A 17,870-nucleotide genomic window follows, 5' to 3' on the forward strand; every position below is an offset into this window, starting at 1 on the left:
GGTCCGCGGGATACGTCGGGGCGCGTGACATGTCGGTGCGTTCGGAACACTGCATTCGCGGCATGTTCTACCGTGGCGGACATGCATGACGACCGGCAGATCGTCGAGGCGCGAATCAACAGGTTCGCCGACCAATACCTGGCCCCGGCGGTGTACACGCGGTACGCACCGGTGGATCTGACCTCGTGGGATGTACCGGACGAACCGGTGCCGTTCGCCGAGGCGACCGCGCAGGACTTCGAGCCGATCGGCGTCGGCACCGCCTGGGGGCGGCCGTGGAGCACCATGTGGGTGCACGTCACCGGGGCCATCCCCGCCGACTGGTTCGACGCCGGCGGCGCACTCCCCGCCGACACGGTGCCCGAACTGCTGATCGACCTCGGCTTCACCGGCGGTCCGGGGTTCAACGCCGAGGGTATGGTGTTCCGGCCGGACGGCACGATCGTCAAGGCGGTGGCGCCCTTCAACGCCTACGTTCCCCTGGACCCGGACCATCCGGGCGTCGATTTCTACGTCGAATGCGCCGCCAACCCCGACGTCGCCAACAGCTTCGGTTTCCGGCCGACGAACCTCGGCGACAAAGCCACCGCCGGCGACACCCCGATCTACCGGCTCTCCCGCGTCGAGATCGCGCTGCGCAACGTCGAGGTATGGAAACTGCAGCAGGACATCGCCGTGCTGTCGTCGCTGATGCACGCCCTCCCGATGGACCTACCGCGCCGCTACGACATCCTGCGCGCCCTCGAACGGATGCTCGACATCGTCGACCCCGACGACATTCCGGGAACCGCCGCGATCGGTCGAGCCCAACTTGCCGGCGTCCTGGCGCAACCGGCCTACGCCAGCGCCCACCACATCGTCGCGACCGGCCACGCGCATATCGACTCGGCGTGGCTGTGGCCGACCCGCGAGACGGTCCGCAAGTGCGCCCGCACCTTCTCGAATGTGGTCGCGCTCATGGACGAGCACCCAGACTTCGTCTTCGCCTGCTCGTCGGCGCAGCAATTCGCCTGGGTACGCGATCACTACCCGGAGCTGTTCGAACGCATCCGCGCCAAAGTGGCGGCCGGGCAGTTCGTTCCGGTCGGCGGCATGTGGGTCGAGTCCGACACCAATATGCCGGGCGGGGAGGCGATGGCCCGCCAATTTGTCGAGGGCAAACAGTTCTTCCTCGACGAATTCGGTTTCGAGACCGACGAATGTTGGCTGCCGGACTCCTTCGGCTACTCCGCCGCGCTCCCGCAGATCGTGGCCGCCTCGCAGTCGGAAAACTTTCTCACCCAGAAGATCTCCTGGAATCAGACCAACCGGATGCCACACCACACCTTCCTCTGGGAGGGGATCGACGGCACCCGGGTGTTCACCCATTTTCCGCCGGTCGACAAGTACAACTCCGACCTCGGCGGCAGCGACCTCGGCCACGCCCAGCGCAACTACCGCGACTCCGGCAACGGTTCGATCTCGCTGGTCCCCTACGGTTGGGGCGACGGCGGAGGCGGCCCGACCCGCGAGATGATCGCCGCCGCCCACCGCACCCACTCCCTCGAGGGTTCGCCGACCGTCGACTTGGACAGCCCCCGCATCTTTTTCGATCAGGCGCGCGCCGACTATCCGCATCCACCGGTGTGGTCGGGAGAGCTCTACCTCGAACTGCATCGCGGCACCTACACCACCCAGGCGAAGACCAAGCAGGGCAATCGTCGCAGCGAACATCTACTGCGCGAGGCGGAACTGTGGGCGGCGACCGCGGCGCTGCGCACCGGCGGCGCCTACCCGTACGACGACCTCGAGGAACTGTGGCAACTGGTGCTGCTGCAGCAATTCCACGACATCCTGCCCGGCAGTTCGATCGCCTGGGTCCATCAGGACGCCGAGCGCAACTACGCGGCGATCGCCCGCCGCCTCGAGGCGATCATCGCCGACGCCCAGAAGCAGTTGGCCGGGCCCGGCGCCGAGCCGACCGTCTTCAACGCCGCCCCGATCGCCCGCGCCGGGGTGCCCGCCCTCGGCGCCGCGGTGGCCGAGCCGCCGCGCCGGCATGTGCGGGTCGACGGCGACGGCTGGATCCTGGACAACGGCATCGTCAGCGCTCGCGTCGACCGGCGCGGCCTGCTGGTCTCGCTGATCGACGCCGACACCGGCCGCGAGGCTATCGCACCCGGAGCTGCGGGCAACCTCCTGCAACTGCACCGCGACATCCCCAACCAATGGGATGCCTGGGATATCGACGAGTTCTACCGGCACGTCGTCACCGATCTGACCGACGTCGACGAGATCGCGATCGCCGACGACGCCCTGGTGATCACCCGCAGCTTCAGCGACTCGACCATCGTCCAACGCCTCACCGTCGAGGACGGGGCGGCGGCGCTGCACATCGTCAACGAGATCGACTGGCACGAAACACGCAAACTACTCAAACTCGCCTTCCCGGTCGACGTGCACGCCGACCGCAGCGCCGGCGAGATCCAGTTCGGCCACGTCTACCGCCCCACCCACTCCAATACCTCCTGGGACTTCGCGAAGTTCGAGATCTGCGCGCACCGGTGGGTGCACGTCGGCGAGGTCGGCTACGGGGTTGCCGTCGCCAACGACTCCACCTACGGACACGACATCGGGCGCACCACCCGCGACGGCGGCGGCACGACCACCACCATCCGACTGTCGCTGCTGCGTGCCCCGACCTACCCCGACCCGCACGCCGACCGGGGCCATCACACTCTGGCGGTGTCGATCCGACCCGCCGCGGACATCGGCGCCGCCGTCGAGGAGGGCTATCGCATCAACCTGCCCACCCGCACGGTGCCCGGCTCGGGCGATCCCGTCGTCCCGCTGGTCGAGGTGTCGAACCCCGCCGTGATCGTCGAGTCGGTCAAGCTCGCCCGCGACCGCAGCGGCGATGTGGTGGTGCGCCTCTACGAGTCGAGGGGCGGCCGGGCCACCGCCCGCGTCACCCCCGGATTCGACTACGAGGACGCCATTTTCACCGATCTGCTGGAACGCCCCCTGCGCCCGGAATCGTCGTACACCTCGACGGTTCCCGCATCGACGCAGCAGTTCGAACTGCGCCCCTTCCAGGTGGTGACGCTGCGCTACCGTCTGCGACCCGGCCCCGATACCCAGCCGATACGCTGAACTCCCGTGTCCGCACCCGACGATGTCACCGAGCCCGACCCTCGCCCGGCCGATATGTTGTGGTTCCTGGCCGGCGGCCTGCCGTGGATTCTGTCGCCGCGGGATCGGCTGCGGTCGATGGGATCTCGAACCACCCCCTTCCTGTCGTCGATGCTCGTGGTGGCGTTGCTGCTCTGGGTGATCGCGCTGTTGTTCGACGTCCCGGAAGCCGAACTCGACCGGCGATTGCAGGAGACAGGCTGGCTGCTGGCACTGCTCGGTTGCACGTTGGCCCTCGCCGTTCTGCCGATCGTCACGGGATTCGCGGTCGACCGCCATGTCGACGGTCCGGCCGGCCAGTCGCTGGTGGTCGCCACATATATCGGTGCGGCGGTGGGGCTTCCGGTGCTCGACGTGGCGACCGGCAGTCGGCTCTACGGCCAGTCGCTGTGGCCGACGCTGATGTGGTCGGTCGTCGGGTGCGCGCTGGTGGTGGCGTTGACCTATGCCGGGATCGGTTCGATTCTGGCGTGGTCGGCCAAGTTTGCGCTGTCGCGTCTCGGGGCGGTCGGTGCGACCGGTGGCCGGATGCTGCCGCTGCTGATGATCGTGGTGGTCATCTACTTCACCGGCGAACTGTGGCAGTGGGCCGCCGGGGTCAACCGCACCCGGGTATGGATGGCGATCGGCGTGCTCGCGGTCGTCGCGCTCGGATTCATCGCGGCGACGACCCGTGACGAGTTCGAGCGGATTCTCGACCTGCGCGAGGATTCCGATCGACACCGCGACCTGCTGGTCGGCACGCCCTTCGAACACCGCACCGGTAGCTCCGCCGACGTTGCGGGTGGTGGTCCCGGCGCGGCGATCCCGCTGCGGCGCAGCGAGCAGCTCAATCTGCAGGGCAAGCTGATGGTCGCCCAAACCTTGCAGGCGGTCGCGATCACCGTCGCCACGTTCATCTTCTTCCTGATCCTGGGCGGTGTGATGCTGCCGGACGGGATCGTCGAGACCTGGTCGGGCGCCCCCGTGGTCGACACGGTCTGGTTGGGCGTCCCCATTCCCGTGCCGCAGGCGGGGATCAACGTGGCGTTGTTCGTGGCGGTGCTGGCCGGGCTCAACTTCGTGGTCTCCGCCCGCAGCGATCCGGAGTACCGCGAGCACTATCTCGATCCGCTGGTCATCGATGTGCTGATCGGTCTGGCCGCCCGCAACGTCTATCGCGGCGCCGGCGCGCGTCCGGACGCCCCGCAATCGACCCCCGAGACGCCTCCCGGGCCCGCGCCGGAACCGACCGGATAGGCGACGATCACCGGAGTGGCCCCCACATTGTCGCCCAATCGAGATGACGGGGACCGTGTCGCGCGGCGATAGCGTGATCTAGGGTGCGGACATGTACCCGCGCCGCGCTCCCGCCCGGACGGGACAGCCGTGCGGGCGCCCGATCGTGTCGGCGGGGGCTCGATGACCGCGACGATCCGTCCGGCGCGCGGTGACGACGCGCTAGCCGTGGCCCGAGTCCACGTGCGGGCCTGGCAGCTTGGATACGCCAACATCCTGCCCGCCGACCGGCTCGCGGCCATGGATCCCGAGGAGCGGGCCAAGCGGTACACCTTCGACGATCCCGAGGATCCGCATACCTACGTCACCGACGAGGACGGCGAGATCACCGGCTTCGTCACCATCATGATCGACCCGGAGCCGGCGGTGATCGCCTCCCTCTACGTCGACCCGGACCACTGGCGCACCGGCGTGGGCACCCTGCTGCTAGGCAGTGCGCGGCGTGAACTGACCGCTGCCGGTCGCAATGAAGCGGAGCTGTGGGTGCTGGCCGGCAATATCCGAGCCGACCACTTCTACCGTCGCCGGGGTTGGCAGCGCACCGGCCGCACCAAACGCGACGAGGTCTGGGGGATGGAAGCGGAGATGGAGGAGTACCGCACCGCCCTCGGCTGATTCGGCCTAGCTGTTTCGGCCCAGCTGTTTCGGCCTGGCTGTGGGGGGCTCCAACTCCGCGGCCCGACGGGCGGCGGTGACGAATGCCGCCTTGACCCGCGGCCAGCCGTCGAGATATCCGCCGACCAGGGCGGCGTCGCGCAGCAGCACCAACTGTCCCGCGACCAGTTGCGGGTCGGCCACGCCGGTCGCCGCGACCAGATCTGCCAACGTGCCTCGAAACCACTCGCGATGCCGTGTCACGGTCGCTCGCACCGGGCTCCGCGCGTCCGGGTACTCCGCGGCGGCATTGATGAACGGGCAGCCGCGGGTGTGCAGCCGCTGCACGTCCTGGCCGATCGCGTCGATTACCAGAGCCAACAGTTCGCGCGGGCCGGCATCGGTCCCGGCCGCGGCGGCGAAGAGGGCCCGAATGCGTGCGTCCTCATCATCGAGATAGGCCACCACCAGGTCTTCCTTGCCGGGGAAGTGGCGGTAGAAGGTGCTGCGCGTCACCCCGGCCTCGGCGATGATCCGATCGACGCCGACCGGGTGGATGCCCTCCGTGTAGAAGAGGCGCACGGCGGTTTCGAGCACCCTCGTGCGGGCGCGCGAGTTGCCGTTCGCATCCTTGCGTCGCCGTTCGGGCTCCGCGGTCGGGGCCTGTGCCATCCAGCAATAGTAGAACGTTCGTTCCTCCTGTTGACAAATAACGGTCCGCGCAGTCTCATTATAGAGACGGAACGATCTGTCTACTTAAATGAGAGCGAGAGAGCGATGACAACCCCGCCGATCCTGTTGGTGCACGGACTGTGGATGACCCCGAAGAGTTGGGATCCCTGGGTGCAGATGTACCGCGACCTGGGGCACGAGGTGATCGTGCCCGCGTGGCCGGGAATCGGGGATCGCAGTCCCGAGGAGGTTCGTGCCGATCCCACCGCGTTGCGCGGCATCGGGCTGGGAGCCGTCATCGACAGCATCGCCGACGTGGCGGCCGCCCTGCCGGAGCGGCCGATCATCATGGGCCACTCCTTCGGCGGCCTGATCACCCAGGTGCTCGCCGATCGCGGGCTGGGGTCGGTGTACGTCGGTGTGGCTCCCGGTCAGCCCGCCGGGATTCCGGTGCTGCCGCCGTCGACCTTCCGCTCGGGTCTACCGGTGCTGTCCAACCCGTTCGGGATCAATTCCGCATCGCAGATCAGCAAGGGGCACTTCCACTACACCTTCGGCAACGACCTGACCCGCGCCGAGTCGGACGTCATCTGGCAGGAGCAGGCCATCCCGTCGTACAACCGACTGTTCTTCGAGGGCGTCGCCGGGGCGGTCACCGGCCGCGGCGCGAGCCGGGTGGACTTCGGGAAGGCCGATCGGGCCCCGCTGCTCATCATCGCCGGTACCCGCGACCACGTCGTTCCGCCGTCGATCGCGCGCGCCATCGCCCGCCGATACCAGTCCTCGGGGACGGCGCTTGTGGAGTATCGCGAGTTCGAGGGACGCACCCACCGGTTGGTCAGTCAGGACGGATGGCAGGAGATCGCCGCCGCGGCGCTCGAGTGGGCCGTCGAGCACCGGGTCGGCTGACCTGCCGGCTGGGTGTGGAGCGGTCAGCCGAGTTCGTCGAGGAACTCCTTGGCGGTCACCGGGCGCGAGAACATCGGGTAGTCGTAGGTGATCGCGTTGTCGTGCTCCTCCTGGCTGGTGCCGGCGACGCAGTCCGACAGCGTGATCACCTGGTAGCCGTTCTCGTAGCCGCTGCGCATGGTCGACTCGACGCAACAGTTGGTCAGGAAGCCGCCGAGGACCAGCGTGGTGATGCCCTTGCTGCGCAGGATGAAGTCGAGGTTGGTGCTCGCGAAGGTGTCCAAACCGCGCTTGCCCTCGATGACGATGTCGCCGGCCACCGGGGTCAGATCGTCGACGATCGCCGCGCCCCAGGTCCCCTTGACGAAGGCGTTGCCGTCGACGACGCCCTTGAGGATGCCGTACGGGTGCTTGGTGATCTCGTTGTAGCCCGGCGCGAAGGTGATCGGCGCGTGCATGATCGCGACGCCCTTCGCGCGGGCCGCCTCGACGACGTCCTTGGTCTTGTCGAGCATCCCGGTCGAGTCCATGACGCCGGCGACCGCGTCGTGCAAAACCCCTCCGGGGCTGGTGAATTCGTTCTGGTACTCGATCAGTACCAGGGCGGTGGTCGACGGATCGATGGCCATGGTGGACTCCCTTGTTCTCGCGACCCGCCGGCCGATACGGCTATCTTTGCGGGCAGCCTCCTCGTACGGTCAAGCCTATGACCATCAGGCTCGAAAACGTCGGGATCGCGGTGGAAGATCTCGAGGCGACCATCGCGTTCTTCACCGACCTGGGGCTCGAGGTTCTCGGGCGCGACACCGTCAGCGGCGAATGGACCGACACCGCCGTCGGCCTCGACGGCAACCACGCCAAGATCGCGATGCTCCAGACCCCGGACGGCAACGGGCGCCTCGAACTGTTCGAGTACATCCACCCCGACGCGATCCCCACGAAGCCGACGCTGCCCAACGAGATCGGCATGCACCGCGTCGCCTTCTCCGTCGACGACATCGACGAAGCCCTCCGCATCGCCGCAACCCACGGCTGCCGGCCGCTGCGCGGCGTCGCCAATTACCAGGACGTCTACAAACTGACCTACGTGCGCGGCCCCAGCGGAATCATCGTCATGTTCGCCGAGGACCTCACCAAGAGCTAGTTGCCGGCGCGGCCGATCTCGACCGGGCTTCCGGTGGAGTGACGATTTCTGCGGCTCGACCGTAGGAACCGTCACTTTCGCGGCGGTGGAGAAGGGGAGGGGTCAGGGGGCGTTGCAGGCGTCGGGGACGGGCAGGCCGGCGAAGCGGTCGAGGACGAATTGCAGGCCGGCGGGGTAGCCGGCGACGGCGGGCAGGGCGTGGTTCGGACCATTGCCGGGGCTGATCGGCGGCAGCGGGTCGACGCTCAACACGGCGGTCGCGCCGGCGGCGCACCAATCGGACACCAACGCCGCCGACTGGTCGAACGGGATGAAGTCGTCCACCGGCGAGGCGTGCACCATCACCGGGGCGTTCGGCACGAGCCGGCCGATGCGCTGCTGATCGGCCAGCGCCACCGCCTGCGGGGCGTCCGGGAACAGGTTGACCAGGCGGCGTCCGTCGACGGTCCAGGTGGACGAGTCCTCCCGGCCGAAGGTGCGCTGCGAGTCGAGGATGCACTGCTCCGCGACGGTCGCGAGCATCTCCCGGCCCCGATCGTTGAGCTGCGGCAGGATCTCCGCGCGCGTCTGCGGATACCGCTCCATCAGGCCGTTGAGCGCGTACCCGATCACCGGGGCGAGGGCGGTGCCGTCCAGATGTTCGACCACCGACAGCAGATCTCCCGGCGGGGCGCTGGAGAAACTGCCCGCCACCTGCAACTCCGGGGCGTACTGCTGCGCGAGTTCCGCCGCACCGCCGGACGCGGCGCCACCCTGGGAGTGACCCCAGAACGCCACCTGCCGCTGCGCCCCGCCGGCGGCGCGGGCCGCGTCGAGCATGGCGTGCGACTGATCGAGCCGGTTGATATAGGTGTGCACCCCCGGCGTGCCCAGGCCGATGTAATCGGTGACGAATACATCGAGGCCCTGCGCGAGGAAGGAGTTGATGAACAGCAGGTCGTAGTTGACCCGGAAGCCGCGTTCGGACTGCTCGACGCCGTTTTCCATCAGCCGCGACGGTGCGCACTGGTCGCCCTGGCCCTGCGAGCCGGGGCCCATCACGATCGCCGGGCGCGCCCCGCCCCGCGTCCACGCGGCGTGCGGTCGCAGCATCGTGCCCGACACCGCCACGGGGGTACCGTTGGCGTCGATCGATGAATAGATGACCCGCTCGCCGGTCCCGAAGTTGCCCAGGGGCCGAATCGGCTCGCTGCGCAGGATCGAACCGGGCTCGCCCACCGCCAACCCGGTGGTGTCGTAGAAGCTCGCGGAGTCATCGGGATCCGCTGCCGCCGGTGTCGCCGGCACGAGAACCAACCACAGCGTGATGGCCAGGACGCGGCTCGCCAGTGAGCGGAGCGGGTTCACCATGTCTCGCACCGTACCGGTAGGGAATACCACAGCCCGGCCGTTGTTGATTGAAGTGTCAACTACTTGGCTTTAGCATGGGAGGCGTGATGAGCGGCATGCAGTTCGGAATCTTCACCGTTGGTGACGTCACCACGGACCCGACCACGGGCAAGACTCCGACCGAGAACGAGCGGATCAAGGCGACGATCGCGATCGCCAAGAAGGCCGAGGAGGTGGGCCTGGACGTCTTCGCGACCGGTGAGCATCACAACCCGCCGTTCATCGCGTCCGCGCCGACCACCACCCTCGCCTACATCGGTGCGCAGACCGAGCGCATCATCCTGTCGACGGCGACCACCCTGATCACCACCACCGATCCGGTGCTGATCGCGGAGAACTACGCGAAGTTGCAGCATCTGGTCGACGGTCGCCTGGACCTGACGCTCGGTCGCGGCAACACCGGCCCGGTCTACCCGTGGTTCGGCAAGGACATTCGTCAGGGCATCAACCTGGCGATCGAGAACTACGCCCTGCTGCACCAACTGTGGAGCGAGGACGTCGTCAACTGGAAGGGGCGTTTCCGCACGCCTCTGCAGGGCTTCACCTCGACCCCGCGTCCGCTCGACGGCGTCGCGCCGTTCGTCTGGCACGGATCGATCCGGTCGCCCGAAATCGCCGAGCAGGCCGCCTATTACGGCGACGGCTTCTTCCACAATCACATCTTCTGGCCGCCGGAGCATACCCAGCAGATGGTCGAGCTCTACCGGCGTCGCTTCGCCCACTACGGGCATGGCACCGAGGAGCAGGCGATCGTCGGCCTCGGCGGGCAGGTCTTCATGCGCAAGAACAGCCAGGACGCGATCCGGGAGTTCCGGCCGTACTTCGACAACGCGCCGGTCTACGGACACGGGCCGTCGTTGGAGGACTTCATGGCGCAGACCCCGCTGACGGTGGGTTCGCCGCAGCAGGTGATCGACCGGACCCTGTCGTTCCGCGACTACGTCGGCGACTACCAGCGCCAGCTGTTCCTGATGGACCATGCCGGGCTGCCCCTGAAGACCGTGCTCGAGCAGCTCGACCTGCTCGGTGAGGAAGTTGTCCCGGTGCTGCGCAAGGAGTTCGCGGCGCTGCGCAAGCCGGGCGTGCCGGATGCGCCCACCCACGCGTCTCTGGTCGCGGCCGCCGGCGGTGGACACGACTCCACCGTGTACGGCGAGCCCGATGCGGCCACCGGCACCTCGGATCGCGACGAGATTTCAGCGGGAGCGCAGCGATGAGCACCACCGATCGGCCGCGGCGGATCGCCGTGGTCAGTGCCGGACTGAGCAATCCGTCCTCGACGACGCTGCTGGCCGACCGTCTCGCGTCCGCGGTGACGCGGGCGGCGGCCGGCCGCGGCGGCGCGGTGGAACTCCACCGCATCGAATTGCGCCCGCTGGCACACGCTTTGGCCGATCACATGTTGACCGGCTTCCCCGGCGGCGACCTGGCGACCGCGATAGCTGCGGTGCGCGATGCCGATGGGCTGATCGTGGTGACGCCGGTGTTCTCGGCGTCCTATAGCGGGCTGTTCAAGTCGTTCTTCGACGTCCTCGAACCGGGAACGATCGACGGAAAGCCGACGATCATCGCCGCCACCGCGGGCACCGCGCGCCACCAATTGGCGCTCGACCACGAGCTGCGGCCGCTGCTGTCGTATCTGCGCGCGGTCGTGATGCCGACCGGTGTCTTCGCCGCGTCCGAGGACTTCGGACACGAGGGACTCGACCAACGGATCGACCGGGCCGCAACGGAATTGGCCGCCGCGGCGATCGGAACGCCGCCCGCGTACGGCGCCGCCGGTGCGGCGCCCGAAGCCGTCGCCCCCACCTCGACTCGGCGTGACGAATTCGCCGATCCCACACCGTTCGAGGCCCTGCTGCGGCAGGCGTCGGGGGACACCATCCGCTGATCGCTCGCGATCAGCGGACGGCCGTGAGCCGCACCTCGAGGGCGTCGAGTATCAGATCGAGCCCGAAGGCGAACTCGTCGGCGTAGGTATACCGGGCACCGACCACCAGTTCGGCGAACATCTCCGCCATATGTGGATACTCCTGCGCCGGAAGATGCAGCGTCTCCACGAACTGCTCGGTGTCCTCGGCGGTCTCGATCGGTACCGACAGCTCGGTCAGCACAAATCCGTGCACATAGGAGTCGATCGCCGAGAACGTACTGGTCGCCAGTGCGACCGGAAAGCCGTTGTACCGCAGGCATCCCAGGATCGTGTCGTGATGGCGCAGCAACGCCGGACCCGGGTTGCTGCGCGACTCGGTCAACCCGAGCGCCCACGAATGCGCCGACAGGACCGCGCGTGCCGACTCCGCCCGCAACACCATCTCCGCCCGCCACGGCTTCTCGATCGTCGGCAACTCGATCTGCGCGAAGATCCAGTCGGCCAACAGATCGAGCAACGCCTCCTTACCGCGGATGTGGTGATAGAGCGACATCGCCTCGACGCCGAGCTCCGCGCCGACATGACGCATGCTCACCGCCGCCAACCCGCCCCGATCGGCGACCGCCACGGCCGCATCGACGATGCGCTCGACGGTCAACGCCGGCCGCCGCGCCATATGTCCCCCTTCTCCGGGTTTCCCCCCATTGCGAACTTACGCCTGTAAGTCTAACGTCATGCACGGCGGCTTACAGGTGTAAGGAGACATCATGGACAACGGCACAATGCGAGCCGCGGTGGTCGAGCGGTACGGACCACCCGAGGTCGCCGAGGTGCGAGACGTAGCTCGGCCCACGCCGGGACCGGGCGAGGCGCTGGTCCGCGTGCGAGCGACGGCGGTGACCACCGGGGATGCCCGCATTCGCGCGGCGCGCTTCCCGACCGGCATGGGACCGATGGCGCGGCTGGGGCTCGGACTGACCAAACCACGGCGTCCGATCCTCGGCGGCACCTTCTCCGGTGAGGTCGAATCGGTCGGCGCGAAGGTCACCACCGTGGCCCCCGGCGATCGGGTTTGCGGGATGAATGGCATCCGCATGGGCGCCCACGCGCAGTACGTAACGGTTCCGGCGGCGCGTCTGGTGACGGTGCCGGACTCGGTCAGCCACGAGCAGGCCGCCGGAGTGCTCTTCGGCGGCACGACGGCGCTGTACTTCCTGCGCGACCGCGCGTCGGTGCGTGAGGGGGCAACGGTGCTGGTCAACGGCGCTTCCGGCGCGATCGGCACCAACGCTGTGCAGATCGCGGCCCGCCAGGGCGCGGTCGTCACCGGGGTCTGTTCCGCGGCGAACGCGGAGTTGGTGATGAAGCTCGGCGCCACTCGCACCATCGACCATCGCGACGGTGGCCTCGACCGGCTGACCGATCGGTTCGACATCGTGCTCGACACCGTCGGCAATCTGTCGGTCGCGAGCGGCCGGGCGCTGCTGGCCGACGGCGGCGTACTGCTGCTGGCGGCGGCCGGTCTGCCGGACATGTTGCGGGCGCGTGGGAATGTGCGGGTGGGCACCTCCAAGGAGACCGCCGAAGCCTTCGCGACCCTGGTGCATCAGGTGGCCGACGGCACGCTCGAGGTGATCGTCGAGGAGAGCTTCCCGCTCGACCGGATCGCCGACGCGTATCGCCGGGTCGACACCGGCCGCAAGGTGGGCAACGTGCTGATCACCCCCTGACAGCAATCGAGTGCGAACGCCCGTCGAGCAGGACCGAATGGACCCGGTGGGCATCGACCGCCATCGACGCGCTGCCTGCCGATGCCGTCGGCGCGGATCGTCCGTCACGCCGTACGTGAGACGGACGATCCACGCGACGGCGTCAGCCTCCGAGCACGCGGGCCAGCTTGTCCTGATGGGTCGCGAACCACGCAGCTTCCTCGCCGGGCGCCGGCATGATCACGCCGGCTTCCATGGTCGAGGTCGCGTCGATCTCCACCAGGCCGAGAACGACTTCGGCCGGGTCCTGTCCGGTGATGTCGTGCCAGGCCTGCGACAAACCCGACAACAGCGCGGCGCGGGTCTCCCGATCACGTCCGGCCCGAATGTACCCGGAGATGATGCTGTGCTGCGACGGTCCACCCGCGGTGAACATCATGCCTTCCTGCCGGTCGACGAAGGCGACGCTCACGAAGGCCGCGGGTGCCCCGGTAACCTCCGTATGGATCCGGGTGAATTCGGTGGCGATATGGGACCGCCGATCCGCGTCGAGAAGATTCGGCGCGGGAAGGCAATGGTAGAACGGCACGGGTGTCTCCTCTACGCGATCGGTCCGACGCCTCGATCATGTCCGCCGAGACGTTCTCGATAGGACGGGCCGAGTCGGCGATGGGCGGGTCTCGGAGATCGTCATCGTTGGGCCACAATCCCTCCGTCCACCGGGATCACCGCTCCGGTGATATAAGTGCTGCCCGGACCCAGGAGGAACTCGACAACTCCGGAGATATCGGCCGGGCGGCCGGCGCGACGCAGCGGGATCTGCTTGGCGACGGCCTCTTCGCCGAAGGCCATGATCGACGCGGTCATCTTGGTCGGAAACAGGCCAGGCGCGATCGCGTTGACCAGGATCTCCGGCGCCAACTCTCCGGAAAGCTGTTGGGTGAGCATGTGAACGGCCGCCTTTGAGGCGCTGTACGAGAAGTTGTTGATGCCGGGGGTGGGCGCTCGCAAACCGTCGATGCTGCCGATGTTGATCACCCGAGCGGGATCGTTCTCGGTCGCCGCGGACCGAAGCAGCGGCAGCAGTGCCTGCGTCAGTAGGAAGACCCCGGTGACGTTGACCGACAGCACCCGCTGCCAGGCGGCGGCCGGGAAGGTGTCGAGCGGCGCTCCCCAGTTGGCCCCGGCGTTGTTGATCAGGGCATCCACCCGAATATGCCGTTCGGAGATCGCGTCCACCAGCGTGGCGATACCCGCCTCGGTGCCCAGGTCGGCGGGGACGGCGAATACCTCGCCCAGGGTGGACATCTCGCCGGCGGCCGCCCGCAGATCGGATTCCTTGCGGCTGCTGATGTAGACGGTGGCGCCGGCGCGCAGCAGTCCCTCGGTGATCATCCGACCGATCCCGCGGCCGCCGCCGGTGACCACGACGACCTTCCCGGTCAATGTGCCGGAACCGACGGTCATCGAATTCTCCTGCCGGACAGCGAGCTGGCGATCATCAGCCGCTGGATCTCGCTGGTGCCCTCGTAGATGGTGAAGATCTTCGCGTCGCGGGCCCATCGCTCCACCGGATAGTCGCGGGTGTAGCCGTTTCCGCCGAGGATCTGGATCGCCTTTTCGGTGGCACGGACCGCGACTTCGCTGCCCGCCAGCTTCGCCATGCTGCCCTCGCCCCGGGTGAACCGACGGCCGGTTGCGGCGAGGTTTGCGGCGCGCCAGGTCAGCAGGCGGGCGGCGTCGATGTCGGTTGCCATGTCGGCCAACATGAACGCGATCGCCTGGTTGTCGATGATCGGCCGGCCGAACTGCTCCCGCAACAACGCGTAGTCGAGGGCGTACTCGTAGGCCGCCCGGGCCACACCGATCGCCATCGCGCCGATGCTGGGTCGGGTCGATTCGAAGGTGGCCATGGCGGCCGGCACGCGAATCCGGCGACCCTCGCGCACCGCGGCGAGCCGCTCGTCGAGTTGTTCCTTGCCGCCCAGGACGTGGTCCGCCGGTATCCGCACGTCCTCGAGGACCACCTCCGCGGTATGCGAGGCGCGCAATCCGTGCTTCGAGAACTTCTGTCCCTGCGACAGTCCGGGGGTATTCGGCGGGATGTAGAACAGCGCGTGACCGCGCGCGCCGAGGTCGGGGTCGGTCATCGCGTTCACCACGTGCACGGCGGCGATGCCGCCATTTGTCGCCCAGGTCTTGACGCCGTTGAGCACCCATTCGCCGCTCGCCTCGTCGTACCGGGCGCGGGTGCGGATGGCCGCGGCATCGCTACCGGCCTGCGGTTCGCTGGCGCACAGGGCCGCGACGGCCGGTTCGGACTCGCTGCCGAAGAACGACGGCAGCCAGGCGTCGATCTGCTCCGCAGTCGCGGCGCCGAAGAGGGCGAAGGCCGGCAGGTAGGTGCCCATCAGCGCCTGCCCCATGCCGCCGTCGCCCCAGAAGATCTCCTCGGAGACAACCGGTCCCAGCAGCCCCGTCGGGTCGTTGCGCATCTGGAGCGCGAAGTCGGCCGAGTACAGTCCAGCCTTCGCGGCCTCCCGGATCACCGGCCACGGTGTCTCCTCGCGCTCGTCGTATTCGGCGGCGACAGGTCGCACGTACCGCTCGGCGAAGTCGTGGGCCCACGACCGGGCTTCGACGATCTCCTCGGGAAGGTCGAACAATCCGGCGGACGTGCCGGTGAACGTGGTGGTTTCGGTCATCTCAGCGTCCCGCGAAGACGGCGTCGCGACGTTCGACGAACGAGGCGACGCCTTCGGCGCCGTCGGCGCTGCCGAAGAGGCGCACCACATCCGGTCGCAACCGGTCGATCGCCGCCTGCTGCCCTTCCTCGAGGGCGGTGTGCGCGGATCGCAGGGTCGCCCGGACGCCCAGCGGCGCACATCGGTCGGCGATGGTGTGCGCGATTGCGGTCGCCTCGGCACGCGCGGACGCGGCGTCGGGCGTCACCTGCTGGATCAGGCCGATGCGATAGGCCTCGGCGGCGTCGAATTCGTCGCCGGTCAGAATCCAACGCATCGCATTGCCCCAGCCCGCCGTGCGGGGGAAGCGGAAGCTGGCACCGCCGAACGGGTAGATACCGCGGCGGTTTTCGATCTGCGCGAACCGGGAGTCGGCGGCGCCGACCGTGATGTCCGCGGCGAGCGCCAATTCGATGCCGAGGGTCATCACCCACCCGTGCACGGCGGCCACGATCGGGGTGGTCCACGTGCCGTCGAGCCGCCAGGGGTCGCGGGCCCCGTCGGGCAGCGCGGTGTTCCCGGACATCAGATCGCCCGCGACGTCGGCCAGGTCGAGGCCGGAGGTGAAATGATCGCCGTGCGCGAAGAGCACGCCGCACCACAGGTCGTCGTCCGATTCCAACAGACCGTAGGCCTGCGCCAGTTCCGAGAGCATGGCTCGGTTGAACGAATTGCGCTTGGTCGGCCGGTTGAGGCCTATCAGCAGAACATGGCCGTCACGTTCGACCGTTACCGTCCGGTCGGCTTGATCGTCAACCACCTGAACTCCTTCGTTGCATGATGAGACTTACCGCACAGTACGGTCCGAATGCGGATCGGGCGATAGTCTCATCATGAAACTGATATGGTCTTAGGTGTGAAAACGCGTTCCTTCGCCTCGTGGCCGTGCACGGTCGCCCGCACCGTGGACATCCTCGGTGACGCGTGGAGCGTGCTGATCCTCCGGGAGGCCTTCTACGGACTACGCCGGTTCGACGAGTTTGTGGTGTCGCTGAGCATTCCGCGCAATACCCTCACCGCTCGACTGAACGCGCTGATCGAGCACGGGCTGGTCCGCAAGGTGCAATATCAGAGCGAGCCGGTGCGTCACGAGTACGAGCTCACCGAATCCGGCCGCGATTTCTTCCCGGTGATGGTGGCGATGAAGACCTGGGGCGACAAGTGGACCGCGCATGCGGAACCGCTGCCGATCATCCTGCGGCACAACATCTGTGGCCACGAGCTGCACGCCACCGTCGTCTGCGACGAGTGTGGTCGCGAGGTGCGCCTCGACGACACCACGCCGCACGCGGGCCCCGGCTTCCCTCAGCGGTTGTTGGACAATCCCGCGATCGCGGCCCGCCTGCATCACACGGCGGCGCAGGCCACCGATCACCCCGCGGCGCCGGACACGCCCTAGTTGTCGCCGGACCCCGGCGGATCCGTGTCCCGTACCCGGTACGCGCCGGCCTCGGGATCGTTGCAGTCGACCGTGCTCCCCAGCGCCGCGCGCGGCCCGGTGAGAGCGGCCTGCATCCGCGCCACCTGGCCCGCGGTGAACATGACCATCGCCGCGTCGTCGAGATAGTTCATGAACATGTCGCCATTGGGGCCGTTGCTGCAGGAGATGGTCGGAAACGTGGGGACCCCGTAGTTCGGACCACCCTGATTCGGGGTATCGGCGACGAAGTCGCTTCCGCTGCAACCGTCGCCGTCGTCACCCCAGATATGGCGCAGATCGAGCCAATGGCCGACCTCGTGCGTGGCGGTGCGGCCGCGGTCGAAGGGGGCGGTCGCGGTGCCGGTGGTGCCGAACGCCGAGGTGGTCACCACCACCCCGTCGGTGGCGGCCGGGCCGCCGGGGAACTGTGCGTAGCCGAGCAGACCTCCGCGCAGCCGGCCGACCCAGATATTGAGGTATCGATCGGTGGGCCACGGTGAACTTCCCCCCGCGGCATCGGATTTGATGGCGTCGCCGCTGTCGAAATCCGCCCGGGTGCTGCGGACCCGGACGATCCCGTCGGTCGGGTCGCCGTCGGGGTCGGTGTCGGCCAGCGCGAAGCGGATCCGCGCGTCCGCGGCAATCGGCGCGAAGACCTCCGGTACGTCGGCGAGATCGGCATTGCGCATCCGGAAGTCGCGGTTGAGGACCTCGATCTGGCCGTCGATCTGTCCGCGGGAGATGTTGTGTTCGGCGGAATTCCAGATCACGTGCACCACCACCGGGATCAGGGTGCACCCCGGTCGCTCGACCACGCGGGCGCCGTGTTCGATGCGAAACGCCTGATCCTCGATGCGATCGCGGGCCTCCACATAGGGCGGGGAGGTGTCGAGCAGCCGATGGTGCAGGGCCATCGTGGCGCAGGTACGCCGTTGTGGCAGTGGATCGTCCGCCATATCGTTCCCCC

Annotated in this window: 18 protein-coding genes; 9 read left to right on the forward strand and 9 right to left on the reverse strand. The window is 68.1% G+C overall.

The window, feature by feature from the left end:
* Positions 1-81 precede the first annotated feature (81 nt).
* The 3 genes from MB1_RS17550 to MB1_RS17560 all read left to right on the forward strand — a co-directional run bounded on the left by MB1_RS17550 (position 82) and on the right by MB1_RS17560 (position 5,064).
* On the forward strand, positions 82-3,132 hold the full coding sequence (locus tag MB1_RS17550; protein ID WP_066910494.1) for an alpha-mannosidase: 3,051 nt from the start codon (positions 82-84) through the stop codon (positions 3,130-3,132).
* A 6-nt stretch (positions 3,133-3,138) separates the two neighbouring features.
* The gene (locus tag MB1_RS17555) at positions 3,139-4,410 is read left to right on the forward strand and encodes a hypothetical protein (protein WP_066910214.1); all 1,272 of its coding nucleotides are present in this window, start codon (positions 3,139-3,141) and stop codon (positions 4,408-4,410) included.
* A gap of 162 nt (positions 4,411-4,572) precedes the next feature.
* Positions 4,573-5,064: a GNAT family N-acetyltransferase gene (locus tag MB1_RS17560; protein ID WP_066910217.1), complete on the forward strand. Its 492-nt coding sequence runs from the start codon at positions 4,573-4,575 to the stop codon at positions 5,062-5,064.
* 6 nt (positions 5,065-5,070) lie between these two features.
* Here the strand turns inward: MB1_RS17560 and MB1_RS17565 are convergent, their stop codons facing one another.
* Complete coding sequence (locus MB1_RS17565) at positions 5,071-5,715, reverse strand: TetR/AcrR family transcriptional regulator (RefSeq protein ID WP_066910220.1); 645 nt, start codon at positions 5,713-5,715, stop codon at positions 5,071-5,073.
* Positions 5,716-5,820: 105 nt separating this feature from the next.
* On the opposite strand from MB1_RS17565, the gene MB1_RS17570 reads away from it, so the two are divergent.
* The gene (locus MB1_RS17570) at positions 5,821-6,624 is read left to right on the forward strand and encodes an alpha/beta hydrolase (protein WP_066910223.1); all 804 of its coding nucleotides are present in this window, start codon (positions 5,821-5,823) and stop codon (positions 6,622-6,624) included.
* Positions 6,625-6,647: 23 nt separating this feature from the next.
* Here MB1_RS17570 and MB1_RS17575 read toward each other — a convergent pair whose 3' ends face one another.
* Entirely contained in the window at positions 6,648-7,253 is a 606-nt protein-coding gene (locus tag MB1_RS17575) for a cysteine hydrolase family protein (RefSeq protein WP_066910226.1), read from the reverse strand.
* Positions 7,254-7,330: 77 nt separating this feature from the next.
* Here MB1_RS17575 and MB1_RS17580 point away from each other — a divergent pair, with 77 nt between their 5' ends.
* Positions 7,331-7,768, forward strand: a complete 438-nt coding sequence (locus tag MB1_RS17580) for a VOC family protein (protein ID WP_066910229.1) — start codon at positions 7,331-7,333, stop codon at positions 7,766-7,768.
* A 102-nt stretch (positions 7,769-7,870) separates the two neighbouring features.
* On the opposite strand, the gene MB1_RS17585 is transcribed toward MB1_RS17580, so the two are convergent.
* A complete protein-coding gene (locus MB1_RS17585) occupies positions 7,871-9,118 on the reverse strand; it encodes a lipase family protein (RefSeq protein WP_066910232.1) in 1,248 nt (415 codons plus the stop codon).
* A 95-nt stretch (positions 9,119-9,213) separates the two neighbouring features.
* On the opposite strand from MB1_RS17585, the gene MB1_RS17590 reads away from it, so the two are divergent.
* Entirely contained in the window at positions 9,214-10,374 is a 1,161-nt protein-coding gene (locus tag MB1_RS17590; protein WP_066910497.1) for an LLM class flavin-dependent oxidoreductase, read from the forward strand.
* Positions 10,371-11,048 (forward strand): FMN reductase, encoded by a 678-nt coding sequence (locus tag MB1_RS17595; protein ID WP_066910235.1) that lies wholly within the window; start codon positions 10,371-10,373, stop codon positions 11,046-11,048. The genes MB1_RS17590 and MB1_RS17595 overlap by 4 nt, the downstream gene beginning before the upstream one ends.
* A gap of 10 nt (positions 11,049-11,058) precedes the next feature.
* Here MB1_RS17595 and MB1_RS17600 read toward each other — a convergent pair whose 3' ends face one another.
* The gene (locus tag MB1_RS17600; RefSeq protein ID WP_066910238.1) at positions 11,059-11,706 is read right to left on the reverse strand and encodes a TetR/AcrR family transcriptional regulator; all 648 of its coding nucleotides are present in this window, start codon (positions 11,704-11,706) and stop codon (positions 11,059-11,061) included.
* Between the two features lie 91 nt (positions 11,707-11,797).
* On the opposite strand from MB1_RS17600, the gene MB1_RS17605 reads away from it, so the two are divergent.
* Positions 11,798-12,760: an NAD(P)-dependent alcohol dehydrogenase gene (locus MB1_RS17605; protein ID WP_245650242.1), complete on the forward strand. Its 963-nt coding sequence runs from the start codon at positions 11,798-11,800 to the stop codon at positions 12,758-12,760.
* A 142-nt stretch (positions 12,761-12,902) separates the two neighbouring features.
* Here MB1_RS17605 and MB1_RS17610 read toward each other — a convergent pair whose 3' ends face one another.
* From MB1_RS17610 to MB1_RS17625, 4 genes are all read right to left on the reverse strand, one after another.
* Entirely contained in the window at positions 12,903-13,328 is a 426-nt protein-coding gene (locus MB1_RS17610; protein WP_066910241.1) for a tautomerase family protein, read from the reverse strand.
* Between the two features lie 101 nt (positions 13,329-13,429).
* Entirely contained in the window at positions 13,430-14,206 is a 777-nt protein-coding gene (locus MB1_RS17615) for an SDR family NAD(P)-dependent oxidoreductase (protein WP_066910244.1), read from the reverse strand.
* The gene (locus MB1_RS17620; RefSeq protein ID WP_066910247.1) at positions 14,203-15,444 is read right to left on the reverse strand and encodes an acyl-CoA dehydrogenase family protein; all 1,242 of its coding nucleotides are present in this window, start codon (positions 15,442-15,444) and stop codon (positions 14,203-14,205) included. Before MB1_RS17620 ends, MB1_RS17615 begins: the two co-directional genes overlap by 4 nt.
* Position 15,445: 1 nt before the next feature.
* On the reverse strand, positions 15,446-16,243 hold the full coding sequence (locus MB1_RS17625; protein ID WP_066910250.1) for a crotonase/enoyl-CoA hydratase family protein: 798 nt from the start codon (positions 16,241-16,243) through the stop codon (positions 15,446-15,448).
* Between the two features lie 96 nt (positions 16,244-16,339).
* On the opposite strand from MB1_RS17625, the gene MB1_RS17630 reads away from it, so the two are divergent.
* Positions 16,340-16,882, forward strand: coding sequence for a winged helix-turn-helix transcriptional regulator (locus MB1_RS17630; protein WP_066910253.1), 543 nt, complete (start codon positions 16,340-16,342; stop codon positions 16,880-16,882).
* On the opposite strand, the gene MB1_RS17635 is transcribed toward MB1_RS17630, so the two are convergent.
* Positions 16,879-17,859, reverse strand: coding sequence for a zinc metalloprotease (locus MB1_RS17635; protein ID WP_245650243.1), 981 nt, complete (start codon positions 17,857-17,859; stop codon positions 16,879-16,881). The genes MB1_RS17630 and MB1_RS17635 overlap by 4 nt on opposite strands.
* Between the last annotated feature and the right edge of the window lie 11 nt (positions 17,860-17,870).

Source organism: Millisia brevis NBRC 105863 (assembly GCF_001552615.1).
In the GTDB taxonomy this organism is placed as follows: Bacteria; Actinomycetota; Actinomycetes; order Mycobacteriales; family Mycobacteriaceae; genus Millisia; species Millisia brevis.